14 protein-coding genes are annotated in these 14,598 nt (G+C 68.7%); 10 read left to right on the top strand and 4 right to left on the bottom strand.

Annotated features, from left to right (window positions below; genetic code table 11):
• Positions 1-25: 25 nt before the first annotated feature.
• Positions 26-1,411 (bottom strand): ActS/PrrB/RegB family redox-sensitive histidine kinase, encoded by a 1,386-nt coding sequence (locus tag ACV7NL_RS23090; RefSeq protein ID WP_463356990.1) that lies wholly within the window; start codon positions 1,409-1,411, stop codon positions 26-28.
• Between the two features lie 194 nt (positions 1,412-1,605).
• On the opposite strand from ACV7NL_RS23090, the gene ACV7NL_RS23085 reads away from it, so the two are divergent.
• Both ACV7NL_RS23085 and ACV7NL_RS23080 read left to right on the top strand, forming a co-directional pair.
• Positions 1,606-2,907: a polyhydroxyalkanoate depolymerase gene (locus tag ACV7NL_RS23085; RefSeq protein WP_463356989.1), complete on the top strand. Its 1,302-nt coding sequence runs from the start codon at positions 1,606-1,608 to the stop codon at positions 2,905-2,907.
• A 56-nt stretch (positions 2,908-2,963) separates the two neighbouring features.
• A complete protein-coding gene (locus tag ACV7NL_RS23080) occupies positions 2,964-3,698 on the top strand; it encodes a M48 family metallopeptidase (protein WP_056188703.1) in 735 nt (244 codons plus the stop codon).
• Positions 3,699-3,712: 14 nt separating this feature from the next.
• On the opposite strand, the gene ACV7NL_RS23075 is transcribed toward ACV7NL_RS23080, so the two are convergent.
• Entirely contained in the window at positions 3,713-4,090 is a 378-nt protein-coding gene (locus ACV7NL_RS23075) for a hypothetical protein (protein ID WP_056486417.1), read from the bottom strand.
• A gap of 205 nt (positions 4,091-4,295) precedes the next feature.
• On the opposite strand from ACV7NL_RS23075, the gene ACV7NL_RS23070 reads away from it, so the two are divergent.
• The 4 genes from ACV7NL_RS23070 to ACV7NL_RS23055 all read left to right on the top strand — a co-directional run bounded on the left by ACV7NL_RS23070 (position 4,296) and on the right by ACV7NL_RS23055 (position 9,360).
• A complete protein-coding gene (locus ACV7NL_RS23070) occupies positions 4,296-4,826 on the top strand; it encodes an invasion associated locus B family protein (RefSeq protein ID WP_156376246.1) in 531 nt (176 codons plus the stop codon).
• Positions 4,827-4,921: 95 nt separating this feature from the next.
• Positions 4,922-5,587: a hypothetical protein gene (locus ACV7NL_RS23065; RefSeq protein WP_463356988.1), complete on the top strand. Its 666-nt coding sequence runs from the start codon at positions 4,922-4,924 to the stop codon at positions 5,585-5,587.
• A gap of 34 nt (positions 5,588-5,621) precedes the next feature.
• The gene (locus ACV7NL_RS23060) at positions 5,622-7,634 is read left to right on the top strand and encodes a glycosyltransferase family 2 protein (protein WP_463356987.1); all 2,013 of its coding nucleotides are present in this window, start codon (positions 5,622-5,624) and stop codon (positions 7,632-7,634) included.
• A gap of 4 nt (positions 7,635-7,638) precedes the next feature.
• Positions 7,639-9,360 carry a glycosyltransferase gene (locus tag ACV7NL_RS23055; protein ID WP_463356986.1) on the top strand — a complete coding sequence of 574 codons (1,722 nt, stop codon included), beginning with the start codon at positions 7,639-7,641 and terminating at the stop codon, positions 9,358-9,360.
• A 6-nt stretch (positions 9,361-9,366) separates the two neighbouring features.
• Here ACV7NL_RS23055 and purC read toward each other — a convergent pair whose 3' ends face one another.
• On the bottom strand, positions 9,367-10,161 hold the full coding sequence (purC, locus tag ACV7NL_RS23050) for a phosphoribosylaminoimidazolesuccinocarboxamide synthase (protein ID WP_055955211.1): 795 nt from the start codon (positions 10,159-10,161) through the stop codon (positions 9,367-9,369).
• A 223-nt stretch (positions 10,162-10,384) separates the two neighbouring features.
• Positions 10,385-11,149 carry an endonuclease III gene (gene nth / locus ACV7NL_RS23045; protein WP_463356985.1) on the bottom strand — a complete coding sequence of 255 codons (765 nt, stop codon included), beginning with the start codon at positions 11,147-11,149 and terminating at the stop codon, positions 10,385-10,387.
• Between the two features lie 20 nt (positions 11,150-11,169).
• Here nth and ACV7NL_RS23040 point away from each other — a divergent pair, with 20 nt between their 5' ends.
• The 4 genes from ACV7NL_RS23040 (at position 11,170) to ACV7NL_RS23025 (ending at position 14,598) form a co-directional block, all read left to right on the top strand.
• Positions 11,170-11,706 carry a DUF2244 domain-containing protein gene (locus ACV7NL_RS23040; protein ID WP_056486426.1) on the top strand — a complete coding sequence of 179 codons (537 nt, stop codon included), beginning with the start codon at positions 11,170-11,172 and terminating at the stop codon, positions 11,704-11,706.
• A 1-nt stretch (position 11,707) separates the two neighbouring features.
• Complete coding sequence (locus tag ACV7NL_RS23035) at positions 11,708-12,286, top strand: DUF3016 domain-containing protein (RefSeq protein WP_463356984.1); 579 nt, start codon at positions 11,708-11,710, stop codon at positions 12,284-12,286.
• Positions 12,287-12,481: 195 nt separating this feature from the next.
• The gene (locus tag ACV7NL_RS23030; RefSeq protein WP_056486429.1) at positions 12,482-13,192 is read left to right on the top strand and encodes a response regulator transcription factor; all 711 of its coding nucleotides are present in this window, start codon (positions 12,482-12,484) and stop codon (positions 13,190-13,192) included.
• Positions 13,189-14,598, top strand: a complete 1,410-nt coding sequence (locus tag ACV7NL_RS23025) for a HAMP domain-containing sensor histidine kinase (RefSeq protein WP_463356983.1) — start codon at positions 13,189-13,191, stop codon at positions 14,596-14,598. The genes ACV7NL_RS23030 and ACV7NL_RS23025 overlap by 4 nt, the downstream gene beginning before the upstream one ends.

Genomic DNA, 14,598 nt, shown 5'->3' with positions numbered 1-14,598 from the left:
TTGCGATCGGGTTTTCGTCTGACGTTTATATAGGTGTCGCACCGGTTTCGGTTAGGGGTTGCCCACGATTCAATTGCGCATGATGCAGCGCGATGGCGTCCCGCTCGAAGATGTGGCGTGCCCAGCTGATGCGGACGACTGCGCCGGTCGCCTCGTGTTGCGAGACGTTCGACAACGTCAACTGCGCCCCCGAGCGTTCGATCAGTGTCTTGGCGATGAAAAGTCCGAGTCCGAGCCCCGCACCCGTACTGTCCGGGCTGCGCGACCGATCCGGGCTGCGGGTGGTCACGTAAGGCTCGCCCGCCCGCAGCAGAACCTCGCTGGAGAAGCCCGGTCCGTCATCGCGGATCTCGAGCCAGACCCGTTCGAGGGTCCAGCGCGCCTCGATGATCACCCGCGACGTGGCGAAGTCGACTGCGTTGTCGACGATGTTGGCGAGTCCGAACATCACGCCGGGGTTGCGTCGGCAGGCCGGCTCCGAGCCTTCGCCCTGATTCGAGACGTCGAGAATGATCCCCATGGCGCGCTGAGGCTCCACGAGCTCTTCGACGAGGTGGCTCAGGCTCACCGTCTGCAGAATACCGGTCTCGTCGCTGTCGAGGGACGTCAGCTTGGAGAGGATGCCGCGGCAGCGATCGACCTGATCGCGCAGCAACGCCAGATCCTCGCGCACCGCCGGGCTGGCGGTCGTGGCCAATTGGCGCGTCAGCTCCTTGGTCACCACCATGATGGTCCCGAGGGGCGTTCCCAGTTCGTGGGCCGCCGCCGCCGCCAGGCCGTCGAGCTGCGACAGGTGCTGCTCGCGCGCCAGGACCAACTCGGTGGCGGCGAGTGCCTGGGCGAGCTGGCGCGTCTCCTCCGCCACCTTCCAGGCATAGACTCCCGTGAAGGCGGTTCCGAGCAGGATCGCGGTCCAGATGCCCGAGATGTAGAGGAACGGCAGTTCGAGCCGGCCGTCGGCGAACCAGGGCAGGGGGCGGTGAACCAGCGCCAGCAGGGTGGCGAGGCCGATGGCCAGCAGGCCGAGCGCCAGCGTCCGCTCCGGTGGCAGCGCCGTCGCCGAGATCAGGACGGGAGCGAGGAACAGGAGCGAGAAGGGGTTCTGCAGCCCGCCGGTGAGGAACAGCAGGGCGGCGAGCTGAACGATGTCGAAGGCCAGGAGCAGGGCCGCCGAATCGTCGCTGAGGCGATAGCTCGCCGGAAACCGGATGCGGAGCGCGAGATTGAGCCAGGACGAGGTGGCGATGACCAGGAAGCACCAGCCGAACGGAAGCGGCAGGCCGAGGCCGAACTGCGCTCCGACCACCGCCGCACTCTGCCCGGTAATGGCGAGCCATCGCAGCCGGACGAAAGTATCGAGACGCAGATGCCTGGCGTCACGGACGAAGCCGTTGGTGCTCATGTCGATCATGTCAGAAGAACGATAGGGCCGGGTTGTCTCGCGTCTATCCCTCTGGGGTCAGCAGATCGCTCTTGTCGACCGGGCATTTGCGCTAGTTCGGACCGGGTGGATCGGCGCCAAGCGAATCGCGGACGAGCCGGGCGGCGCACTTCGGCCCATGGAAGGCTCGTAAGACGCGCGGCCCGAAGGCGGGGGAGCAGATCATGAACCTGTCCTATTTCTGGTACGAAGCGGCCCGACTCATGACGGCGCCGGCGCGTCTGGCCGCCGACATGGCGCGGCACAGCCTGCAGAATCCGGCCAACCCTCTGGCCTATTCGCCCTATGCGCGCTCTATGGCGGCCGCTTGCGAGATGTTCGAACGTGTCACACGGCGCTACGGCAAACCGAGCTTCGGTTTCACCGGCACCATCATCGACGGCGTGTCGGTGCCGGTGAGCGAGCGCGTGGTGTGGGAGCGCCCATTCTGCCGAGTCGTCACCTTCGATCGCGGCTTCGTCCGCGGATCCGCCGAGCCGCAGCCCAAGCTGCTGATCGTGGCGCCAATGTCGGGCCACTATGCCACGCTCCTGCGCGGCACCGTCGAGGCGTTGCTGCCGCATCATCAGGTCTTCATCACCGATTGGACCGATGCCCGCATGGTGCCGCTCGCCGCCGGGCGCTTCGATCTCGACACCTACATCGACTATCTCATCGACCTGTTCCGCGACCTCGGGCCGAACCTGCACGTGATGGCCGTATGCCAGCCGGCCGTGCCGGTGCTCGCCGCCATCGCGGTGATGGAGGCGCAGGGCCACGCTCCGGTGCCGGATTCGATGACCCTGATGGGCGGCCCCATCGACACCCGGCGCTCGCCCACCGCCGTGAACTGCCTGGCCCAGGAGCGCGGCACCGCGTGGTTCGAGCGGAACTGCATCACGACGGTTCCAGCCGCCTATCCGGGCGTCTGGCGCAGCGTCTATCCGGGATTCTTCCAGCTCTCGGGCTTCATGGCGATGAACTTCGACCGCCACGTCAACGCCCATGCGGAGATGTTCGACCATCTCGTCACCGGTGATGGCGATTCGGCCGAAAGGCATCGCGAGTTCTACAACGAATACCTCGCTGTGATGGACCTCACGGCCGAATTCTATCTCCAGACCGTCAAGACGGTGTTCGTCGACCATGCCCTGCCGAAGGGGACGATGATCCATCGCGGCACGCGGGTCGATCTCGGCGCCGTGCGCAGCTGCGCCATCCTCTGCATCGAGGGCGAGAACGACGATATTTCGGGCGTCGGCCAGACCCAGGCCGCCCTCGACCTGACGCCGAACCTGCCGCCGGAACGCAAGGCCTATCACCTGCAGACGGGCGTCGGGCATTACGGCGTCTTCAACGGCTCGCGCTACCGCACCATCATCGCCCCGCGGATCGCAGCCTTCATCCGGGATATGGGGCGATCCGCGGGCGCCGCGGACGGGAACGGCGCGGCAATCGACGGAGCGGGCCCCGAAGCTCAGAGCTGAGGATTGCGGTGCGCGGATCGATGGCGGAGGCCCGCGACAGCGGTTAAGCTGGCGTCATGCGATTGGCGTTGCTGCGCGGGGCGGACCCGGATCACCTCGACATCGTACACGAGGGCGAGAGCCTGCGTGTCCTGCTGCGGCGTCGGCCGACGGCCCGCCGCCTGACCCTGCGCGTCTCCAGCGCCACCGGCGAGGTGGTGATGACCCTGCCGACCCGGACGTCGGTCGGCGTCGCCCGGACCTTCGCGGTCAGCCACGGCGGCTGGATCGCCGCACGCCTCGCCCGGATGCCCGAGAAGGTGGCCTTCACGCCCGACGCGGTGCTTCCAGTCCGCGGCGTCCCGCATCGGATCGTCCATCGCGACCAACGCAGCGGCATTACCCGCCTGGAGCATGCCGGCGGTGAGCCTGTGCTGTCCGTGGCCTGCGACGCGCCGCATATCGGGCGACGGGTCGGGGATTTCCTGCAACGGGAAGCCCGGCGCGACCTCACCGAGGCCGTCGCCCGGTATACCGAGGCCCTCGGGCAGGGGCCGACGCGCATCACCCTGCGGGATACCAGGAGCCGCTGGGGCTCCTGCACGGCCCGGGGCGAACTCAACTTCTCCTGGCGGCTCATCCTGGCGCCGCCGCTGGTGCTCGATTACCTCGTGGCGCACGAGATGGGTCACCTGCGCGAGATGAATCACTCGGCACGGTTCTGGACCCTCGTCGGATCACTCTGCCCGCACGTGGACGAAGCCGAGCGCTGGCTGAAGCGCAACGGAGCCACCCTCCACCGTTACGGCTGAGGCAGCCGCAAGCCTCAGCCTCTTGCGCGCAGGACGCGGCCGCGAACGACCTGCTCGGCCGGCCAGGTGGGGCGGGGATCGACGTCGCCGGGGTTGAGGGTGCGCGGCGCGACGTTATCGCAAACCTCGCGCTGGCGCAGGATCACCGGCTGGCCGAATTCGTCCCGTCTGCGGATGATGCCGCCGTCCCGGCAGAACCCCGCCAGCTCGGCGGCGTTTCCGGCCCGGCGTCCGCCCGGCGTCCGGGCGATTGGCCGGTGCTCGATCACCAGCGGACCGTCCCGGTTCAGCGAGCGTTCGATGTAGGTCGTCTCGCCCACGGGCAACGGCTCGGCGACGGCCGGTCCGGCGAAGACAAGAGTGGCGAACAGGAGTGGGGCGCGCAGTCGCATGGATTCGTCCGTTGGCGAGCAAGCTTGGCGGTCAAGCGTGGCGGTCAGCACTAGAGGCTGTACGCGCGGCGCGATAGTCGGTTCCCGTGGGCCGGCCTTCGCTTGACAGGCAATGGCCCAGCATGGTCGGAACACCCGTGTTTTCGGTTAACGGCTCGCGGGGCATCGGGCCAGACGAAAGGGTCGACGCGTGGGGTTTCGTGGAATGGTGCAGCGCGCACGCGGCCTGGTCGCCCGGGGTGTCGCGGCAGGCGCGCTTGGCGCGGCGATGCTGATCGTCGTCTTCGCCCCGCAGGGTGCCTCCGCCCAGGGCATGGTCCGAAACACCTTCGGCGATTGGCAGTTGCGCTGCGAGACGCCGGCCGGCGCGAAGGCCGAGCAATGTGCCCTGGTGCAGTATCTCGCGGCCGAGGATCGGCCGAACCTGACCCTCGTGGTCATCGTGCTGAAGACGGCCGACAATCGCGGCTACCTTCTGCGCGTCGTCGCCCCGCTCGGGGTCCTGCTGCCGTCCGGTCTCGGGCTGAAGATCGACAAGACGGATGTGGGCCGGGCCGGCTTCGTGCGCTGCCTGACCACCGGCTGCGTCGCCGAAGTCGTGATGGATGACGGCTTGATCAAGCAGTTCAGCGCTGGCGCGCAGGCGACCTTCATCGTCTTCCAGACGCCCGAGGAGGGTGTCGGCATCCCGCTCTCGATGAAGGGCTTCGGCCAGGGCTTCGACAGCCTGAAGTGATGCGCTTCACAGGGGGCGGGCGTGCGATGCCGGTTGGATTCGGAAAGCGTGCCGGGCAATCAAGTTGGATCTGGGCAATGGATCTGAGCAAACGCATGGATAAAAGCCGACGCGCGGGCGGGCCGCGTCTCGGGCTCCTCCTGGCGGCCGCTCTGGCGGCGAGCCTCGTCGGCGCCGACACGGCTCGGGCGGAAGAGGGCAACATCTTCACCAACATGTTCAAGTACGGGGGGACCACCGTGCCGCCGTCTCAGCCGGACGACAGCGACCCACCCTACTGCCCCACGGTGGCGGTGCCGGAGGGCGGCGCGGCGACCCAGGCCTATGGCGGCCGCAGCGGCGACAGTGCGAGCCTTCGCCATCAGGTAACGCTCGGGCGCCTCGCCCGCGAATGTGCGAGGCTCCAGGACGGATCGATCTCGGTCAAGGTCGGGGTCGAGGGGCACGTTCTGCTCGGCCCGCTGGGCAAGCCCGGCCGCTTCGATGCGCCTGTCACCATCGCGATCAAGGCGGGGGACAAGACGGTGACGTCGCGCGTTCACCGGGTGTCGGTGACGGTATCGCCCGGGGAGGCGCAGGGGCTGTTCTCCTTCGTCGAGGACAACCTCACGGTTCCGGCCGCCCTGGCGCGCGACTACGACATCGAGGTCAGGCTCGGCGCCGCACCGCAGCGTGCGGCACCCCGCAAGAGAAAGCCTCCCGTCGCCGCCGCGACGTCCGAAGACCGTGTCGCCACGCCCAACAAGGACGCGGCAGAGTGAAGAATGAACGCGTGCGGGGGATGTCCTGACCGAATTGGGTCGCTCCGTCGCCTTCACGCTCGATCCCACGCAGGATCCCGTCTTCAACCGGCGTCTCGGCCTCTCGGCGCCGGCGCGCGGACGCTGGATCGTGCTGACCTACCGCGGCGACCCGGTGCCCCGGCCGCTGTGCCCGCTTCTGCGCCTCACCCGTGACGACGGCCGCCGTGAAACCTTCGTGCTGCCGGCACCGGTCCAGGGCGCAGCCGTCTGGCTTGGCTACCTGCCGGCCGATTGCGCGGCGGTGGACCTCGCCATCGATGGGCGCGGCTTCGAGCTGGAACGGGTCGGCCTGCGCTCCGAGGCGAGCCTGTTCGGCGAGTGCCTGCGCAAGCGGCCCCTGCGCGCCATCGCGGCGGGCTATAACCGCCTGAGGCGCCACGAGCGGCGCTATCGCGACATCCTGCGCGGCAGCTGTGCCGTCACGCCGCGCGGAGCCTTCGATGCCTGGGCGAGGGACCGAACGCGCGCCGATCTCGGCCCCGTTCCGGCAGGCCCCACGCTGCAACTGATCCTTCCGGCCCGGCGCGAGGAAGGGGAACGGGTCGCCGAGACGATACGCAGCCTCCGGGCCCAGCGGTTTTCCGCGTGGCGCCTACACGTGGCCTGGGATCACGCGGGCGCCGATCCGATCCCCGCCGATGCCCGCATCGTAGAGGGCCGGTGGCCGACCGCAGGGTGTTTCGGCGATCTCGTCGGGCTGGCCGAGGTCGCGGCTCTGCTGACTCCCGGTGACAAGCTTAATTCGGACGCTCTCGCGATCCTGGTCCGCACCCTGTCGGACGCGCCGGCGTCGGAGATGATCTATGCCGACGCCTGCATCGGAGCCGGGACGCCCGAGAGCGCGCGACTGAAGCCGGACTGGAGTCCCGATCTCGCCCTCACCACCGCCTATATGGGCACACCCACGCTCTATGCCGGCGCGTTGCTGGAAAGCCTGCAGGCCCTGCCCCTGGACGCTCAGGACACGTTCCCCCTTCGCCTGGCTCTGAACGCCACCGGCGCGGTCTCCTGTGCACGGGTCTCGCATGTACCGCGAATCCTCTCGGAGGGAGAGGCGCCCGACTCGGATGCCGGGCAACGCCACGCCGCCGTTCTTCAGAGGTATCTCGACACGCACCGCCTCCCGGCGCGGGTCGAGGCCCATCCACGCGGCTTCGACCTCCTCTGGGCCCTGCCGGAGCCGCCACCCCTGGCCAGCGTGATCATCCCCTCGCGGGATCGTCTCGATCTCATCCGGGTCGCGGCGGATGGAGTGCTCAACGGGACGGCCTACCCGGCGATCGAGCTGGTCATCGTCGACAACGGCTCCGTCGATCCCGCCGTCCTCGCCTATTACGACGGCCTGAAGCAGGATTCGCGCGTCCGCATCCTGTCCCATCCGGGCCCTTTCAACTTCTCAGCGATGATCAATGCCGGCGTGGCCGCTGCGCGCGGATCGGTGGTCGTCCTCCTCAACAACGACGTGGCGGTCCTGCGTGAGGATTGGCTGGAGGTTCTGGTGCGGCAGGCCTGCCGGCCCGAGATCGGCGCGGTCGGTGCCAAGCTGCTCTACGCGGACGGAACCCTGCAGCATGCCGGCGTCGTGGTCGGTCTCGGAGGCAGGGCCGGCCACATCCTGCGTCGCCGTCCGGCGGACAGTCCGGGCGTCCTCGGCCGAAAGCGGGTGGCTCATGAGGTCTCCGCCGTGACCGCCGCCTGCCTCGCCGTCGAGCGGCGCAAGTTCGACGCCGTCGGCGGCCTCGATGCGGAGACCTTCGCCATCGACTTCAACGATGTCGATTTGTGCCTGCGCCTCGCCGCCGCCGGCTACCGCACGATCTGGACGCCCCGTGCCGTCATGGCCCACCTCGAATCGACCAGTCGTGGCCCGGCGATCGGCGCGGCCCGGCTCCGCTTCGAGCAGGAGGCCGAGCGCTTCGTGGCGCGCTGGGGCGGGACCATCCGGCACGACCCCTATTACCATCCGGCCCTGTCGCTCACGACTTTCGGGGAAGACCTTGAATAGGCCGGTGGCGGGCGAGGCGTCGCCCGCCCTGGCCTTCGCGACGGCCGCGCGGGAAGCGGCGCCTGTGCGCTGGCTGAGGGCCGCCGCGATCCTCGCGCGATCTCCCCGCGAGGCTGTCGCGATTCTGCGCGCACGGTTGGCGGGCAAGCGGGTCCGGGCGCGGCAGGCGAGAGCGGCCCTGTTCGGCCTCGATCATGGATCGCTCCAGGCTTCGCCGGCCGTCCAGGCGCGGCTCCTCGCCGGAACCGCGGCCGAGTCTGCCCGAACCGACGTCGCGGATGTGGCCATTCTCCTCCCGGAAGATTTGGCGCGGTGGGACGCTGCGGCGGCTTCTCCGGGCCTTGCGGCGGCTTGTCCGGGCCGTGCAGCGGCTTTGGCCCCAATCCTTGTCCTGACGGCACCGGGGCATGCCCTCGTGCCGGGCGCGACCGAGCGTCTGACTGAGCTTTTCGCACAGGCTCCGACGATCCAGCTCGTCTATGGCGACGCGCTGCTCGGGCCGGTGACCGGTGCCGCGACGCCGCTGCTGCGCCCTGCCTTCGATCCCGAATACCTGATGGCCGTGGACTATATCGGACCGGTCCTGGCGATCCGCCGAAGCGCCCTCGCGGCCATCGTCGGCCCGGACGACGCCGCCAGCGGGGCCTTCGAACTCGTGCTGCGCACGGCCCGGCATTTCGGGCGCCAAGCCATCGCGCATCTGCCCGGCATCCTCTCCCGAAGCGATCCCGCGGAGAGCCCTCCGGCCGGCGACCCGGATCAGGCCGCAATCCTGCGTCGAAGCCTGGACCGGAGCGGTGGACACGCGATCGCGATCACCATCGAGCCGGACGGCATCCGGCGGCTGTCGCATCCGCTGCCGGAACCACATCCCCTGGTCAGCCTGATCGTGCCGACTCGCGACCGCGTCGACCTCCTCCGAACCTGCCTGACCAGCCTGATCGACCGCACAGACTGGCCGCGGCTCGAAATCCTCATCTGCGACAACGACAGTCGCGAGCCCGAGACCCTGGGGTATTTCCGGGATCTGACGGCGCGGGGCGTGGCCCGGATCATCCCGTGTCCGGGCCCCTTCGACTTTGCCGGGATGAACAACGCGGCCGCCGGCGCCGCACGGGGCCGGGTTCTCGCCTTCATCAACAACGACGTGGAAGCGCTGCATCCGGACTGGCTCGAACGCCTCGTGCGCGAGGCCCTGCGGCCCGATGTGGGGGCGGTGGGCGCCAAGCTGCTCGATGGGCAGGGCCGGATTCAGCATGGCGGCGTGCTGCTCGGCCCCGGAGGCCTCGTCACGCATGCGCATCGCTTCTTTGCTGGGAATGCCTTCGGCTACCTCGCGGGCCTGCGGGCGACGCGCGAGGTCTCGGCCGTCACGGCAGCCTGCCTCGTCGTGGAGGCCGCCAAGTTCTCGACGGTCGGGGGCTTCGATTCAGCGGCTTTCGCGGTCGATTTCAATGATGTCGACCTGTGCCTGCGCCTCAACGCGGCCGGGTATCGCACCCTGTTCGTCCCGGGGGCGGTGCTGCGGCACGACGAGGCTGCGAGCCGGCGCTGGACGCTCGCTGCGCGTGCCCGCCACGGGCGCGAGGTCGTGGCCTTTCAAAAGCGATGGGGGCCGCTGCTGGCGCAGGACCCCCATTATCATCCCGGGTTCGACCCCGATCTCGGCACCTATGCCCGCCTGCGGCCAGGCTGGCCCGGGGCCGGCCCGATACGCGCGCGCTGAACGGGCCTACTGGACCAGGCGCGGGCCGCCGGTCTGGACCTTCTCGTTCTCGGACATGATACCAAGACGCTTGGCGACCTCGGTATAGGCCTCGATCAGGCCACCGAGATCCTTGCGGAAACGGTCCTTGTCGAGCTTGTCCGACGACTTGATGTCCCACAGGCGGCAGGAATCCGGGGAGATCTCGTCGGCGACGACGATGCGCATCATATCGCCTTCCCACAGGCGGCCGGTCTCGATCTTGAAGTCGACCAGACGGATGCCGACGCCGAGGAAGAGCCCGGACAGGAAGTCGTTGACCCGGATGGCCAGGGCCATGATGTCGTCGATCTCCTGGGGCGTCGCCCAGCCGAAGGCGGTGATGTGCTCTTCCGACACCATCGGATCGTTGAGCGCGTCGTTCTTGTAGTAGAACTCGATGATCGAGCGCGGCAGCTGCGTGCCTTCCTCGAGGCCGAGGCGCGTGGCGAGCGAGCCGGCGGCGACGTTGCGCACCACGACTTCGAGCGGAATGATCTCGACTTCGCGGATCAGCTGCTCGCGCATGTTGAGGCGGCGGATGAAGTGCGTGGGTACGCCGATGTCGTTGAGATGCTGGAAGACGAACTCGGAAATCCGGTTGTTCAGCACGCCCTTGCCGTCGATGACGTCATGCTTCTGCGCGTTGAAGGCGGTAGCATCATCCTTGAAGTGCTGGATGAGCGTTCCCGGCTCGGGACCCTCGTAGAGGACCTTCGCCTTGCCCTCGTAGATGCGACGGCGGCGGTTCATAGGCGTGTACCGTGGTTTGAGGAAGTCCATGGGCCGTGACTCCTTGCGAGCGAACGATGCGGAATCCGCGGCGTGGCGGCCAGAGAGAGAGGCCGGGCCGAGAGACACGTCGTACGTCGAAAGCCTCCGCGACCGTGGCGCAAACTACCCGAAGCAAGCTGGCAGCACAACGCGTTGGCCGGATGGGTCCCATGCCGCCTGGGGAGAGCCGGGCGAGCGATCGGAGGCTTTTCGCGCGCGGCCGATCGGAGCGTCAGGCTGATGGCGTCGGGGGAGCCGGTGCCGAGGGAGCCGGTGTCTTGGCCGGGAATCGGCACAGGTCGGTGATCGGACAGCGATAGCACTCGGGCTTGCGCGCCTTGCAGATGTAACGTCCGAAGAGAATCAACCAATGATGGGCGTTCAGCCGGTAGGGCGCTGGCACGATCGCCTCCAGTCCGGCCTGGACCTTGTCGGTGGTGGGCGCGACCACCAGCGGGATGCGGTTCGAGACCCGGAAGATGTGGGTATCCACCGCGATCGTCTCCTCGCCGAAGGCGACGTTGCGCACGACGCTCGCGGTCTTGGTGCCGACTCCCGGCAGCACCTCCAGCACCGCGCGGTCGCGGGGCACCTGTCCGCCATGGCGCTCCACCAGGAGGCGCGACAGCGCGATCACGTTCTTCGCCTTGGTGTTGAACAGCCCGATGGTGCGGATGAAGTCCCGCACACGCTCCTCACCCAGGGCCAGCATCGCCTCCGGGGTGTCCGCGATGGCGAAGAGCGGCGCGGTGGCGAGGTTGACGCTGCGATCCGTCGCCTGCGCCGAGAGCACCACAGCCACCAGCAGGGTGAAAGGGTTCTGGAACTCCAGTTCCGCCCGCGGTTCTGGGTTGGCGGCGCGCAGCCGCGAAAAGATCTCCGTGACCGTCTCGGGTCCCACCGGTTCGGGCGTTGCGGGTACCGCTGCGACGATCGGCGCGGCGAGGCGCGCGGAGATCGATGATTTCCGGGGTCTGGTCGGCTGTCGGCTCGGCATCTGCGCGTTATATTCCCTGCATGGCGAGCGGCAATCATCACGTTCCACGGATCGGCCGGCATCCGGACGGCCTCGATCCCGACAGCATGGATCGGCCCGTGTTCCAGGCCACCATCCGGCCGCACCAGTCGCTCGGCCCCGACGGCTTCCGCATCGTGATGGGCCTGTGTTGCGCCGTCTCCCTCGTGACCTCGATCGCCTGCGTGCGGGCGGGCTTTTGGCCTGTGGCCGGGTTCTTCGGACTCGACATGATCGCCCTGTATGTCGCCCTCAAGGCCAGCTTCCGGCGCGGACGCTCCTTCGAGGAGGTGGTAATCACCCCGATTGAAGTGATGCTCGCCCGCGTCACCCATCGCGGCGAGCGGCGGGAATGGCGCTTCAATCCCCTTTGGACCAAGCTGACCCGGGTCGAGGACGAGGAGTACGGCATGCAGAGCCTCACCCTCGAATCGCGTCGCGAATTCGTCGTGGTGGCGCGCGACGCCTCGCCCCCGGAGCGCGAGGTGATTGCGGAGGGTCTGACGCGCGCCCTCGCGCAGGTGAAGAAGGGATACTGAGATGGCTGCCGGCGGACGGGCCAGACTGGCGATGCTGGTTGCCGTCGGTGGACTCGGTCTCATGGGTCTCGCCCTTCCGAGCCTCAGCCTCGCGGGTCCCGCTTCGGCCACCCCCGCGCAAGCCCGAGTCACGGTCCGTTTCGTGGCACCGGAGCGCTACACCGATGCCGACGACCGGTACGGTTCGGGACCGGCCTTGCGCGGAACGTTGACCGAGATCCGCCGGATCATCGAGGCGTCTGCCCTCCGGGTGATGGGACGGGACGACACGCTCGTCGTCGACGTCCTCGACATCGACCGGGCCGGATTCGTGCGGCCGGACCTCAACATCCCCTCCGGCCTGCGCGTGGTCAGCGATGTGACGCCGCCCGCCATCCGCCTGCGCTACGATCTGCGCCGCGGGAAAAGACGGATCGCTTCCGGCGAGGAGCGCCTGACCGACATCAACTTCCTGTTCGGCGCGCGCGGCGCGGCGGCCACCGGCAGCTTCGGCTACGAGGAAGAGCTGCTGCGCCGCTGGGCCCGCGAGCGGCTGTCCGCCCGCGACGGCGCCTCCGCCCCGGGCCTGCGCCCGCAGTAGGACGCGGCGTCCTCCGGCCGTCCGTCTCATCCGCGTTCCGGTCCGCACATGACCAAAGCGTCATGTTGCCGCCAGCCTCGCGCAACGGTTGCGCTCCTACCGTCCCGGTCTTCGATCGCGGACGGAGGGCGCAGCATGAACGTGACCGGACAAGGCGGTTTCGTAATCCCGGGCGAGCCCCTATCACTCCGTCCCATGCGTCTGCTCATCATCGAGGACGACCGCGAGGCGGTCGCGTACCTGGTCAAGGCCTTCCGGGAAGCCGGCCACATCGCGGACCATGCCTCCGATGGCCTCGATGGCTACGCCATGGCGCAGGAGGGCGATTACGACGTGCTCATCGTCGATCGCATGCTGCCCAAGCTCGACGGCCTGTCCCTCATCCGCTCCCTGCGCGAGCAGGGGGTGACCACCTCCGTCCTCATCCTCTCTGCCCTCGGCCAGGTGGACGACCGCGTGAAGGGCCTTCGCGCCGGCGGCGACGACTACCTGCCCAAACCCTACGCCTTCTCCGAACTGCTCGCCCGAACCGAGGTGCTGGCCCGGCGCCGGGCCGGTTCGGGCGCGGCGGCGGAGGCGACGGCCTACCGGGTCGGCGATCTCGAACTCGACCGCCTGTCCCATCGCGTCACCCGGGCCGGACAGGAGATCGTGCTGCAGCCGCGCGAGTTCCGCCTGCTCGAATACCTCATGCGCCATGCCGGCCAGGTGGTGACCCGGACGATGCTGCTGGAGCATGTCTGGGACTATCATTTCGATCCGCAGACCAACGTCATCGACGTGCATGTCTCGCGCCTTCGCGCCAAGGTCGACAAGGATTTCGAGCACCCGATCATCCACACCGTGCGCGGGACCGGCTACGTGCTGCGGGTCGACGAGGGGCGCGGGAACGGCACGGCGCCGTGACGACGTTCGACGACGCCCCCGGCGGGCGCCTGCGCAACCTGTTCCGCACCACGGCCTTCAAGCTCTCCGTCGCCTACCTGCTGGTGTTCGCCACCTGCGCGCTGGCGGCTCTGGGCTACGTGGCCTGGAATGCGAGCCGGGTCCTCGACGACCAGATGGTCTCCACCATCGAGGCCGAGATCAACGGCCTGTCCGAGCAGTACAAGGTCGGGGGCCTGCGCCGACTGATCGCCGCGGTGGAGCGCCGGGCCGGCGAACCCGGGGCCTCCCTCTACCTCGTCACCAACGCGGCCGGCGAGCGCCTCGTCGGCAACATCGCGGCGCTTCCGACCGGTCTCATCGTCGATCCGGGGCAGACGGAAGCCGACTACGCCCGCAACGGAGGATCGCAGAGCCTCGATCACCGCGCCATCATGCAGATCTTCGTACTGCCGGGCGGTTTCCGGCTCCTGGTCGGGCGCGACGTCGAGGAGCGCGACCGCCTGCGCTCCGTCATCGGGCGGACCTTCGGCTCCTCGGTGGGTCTCGTCGTGCTGCTCGGCGTGGTAGGCGCCTGGTTCATCGCCAGCCGCGTGCTGAAGCGGGTCGATGCCATGACGGAGACCACCCGCCGGATCATGGCCGGCGACCTCGACGGACGCCTCGCGGTGGCGGGCAACGGCGACGAACTCGATCGCCTCGCGCGCAATCTCAACGCGATGCTGGAGCGGATCGGCGAACTGATGCGGGGCCTGCGCGACGTCTCAGACAACATCGCCCATGACCTGAAGACCCCGCTGACCCGCCTGCGCAACCGGGCCGAGGAGGCTTTGCGCAGCGCCGAGTCGCCCGAGGCGCTGCGTACCGCTTTGGAGGGCGTGATCGAGGAGAGCGACGGCCTGATCCGGGTCTTCAACGCCCTCCTGATGATCGCCCGCCTCGAAGGCGCGAGCGCCCGCGAGGAGTTCCAGGTCTTCGACGTCGGTGCGGTGGTGCAGGCGGTGGCGGAGCTGTACGAGCCCCTGGCCTCGGAGCACGGGCTCGCCCTCGTGGTGGTGACCGAAGGCGACCCGCTGACCCTGCGGGGCAGCCGCGAACTGGTCGGTCAGGCCGTGGCGAATCTGGTCGACAATGCCGTCAAGTACGGAGGTCCGGACGGCGAGATCCGCGTGTCGGCCGTTCGGACCGGCGACACCCTGCGCCTCAGCGTTTCGGATTCGGGACCCGGCATTCCGTCCGACGCACGGGGGCGGGTGCTCGACCGCTTCGTCCGCCTGGAAGAGGCCCGCTCGCAACCCGGATTCGGTCTCGGCCTCAGCCTCGTCAACGCGGTGGTGCGGCTGCATCAGGGGACATTGGCCCTCGAAGACCATGCCCCCGGCCTTTCCGTCGTGATAACCCTGCCGGCGGGAGACGCGGGAGGATAG

This window comes from Methylobacterium sp. Ger2507 (assembly GCF_055231875.1).
The sequence above is the reverse complement of the archived record's forward strand: the minus strand, read 5'-3'. Positions and strand labels throughout refer to the sequence as shown.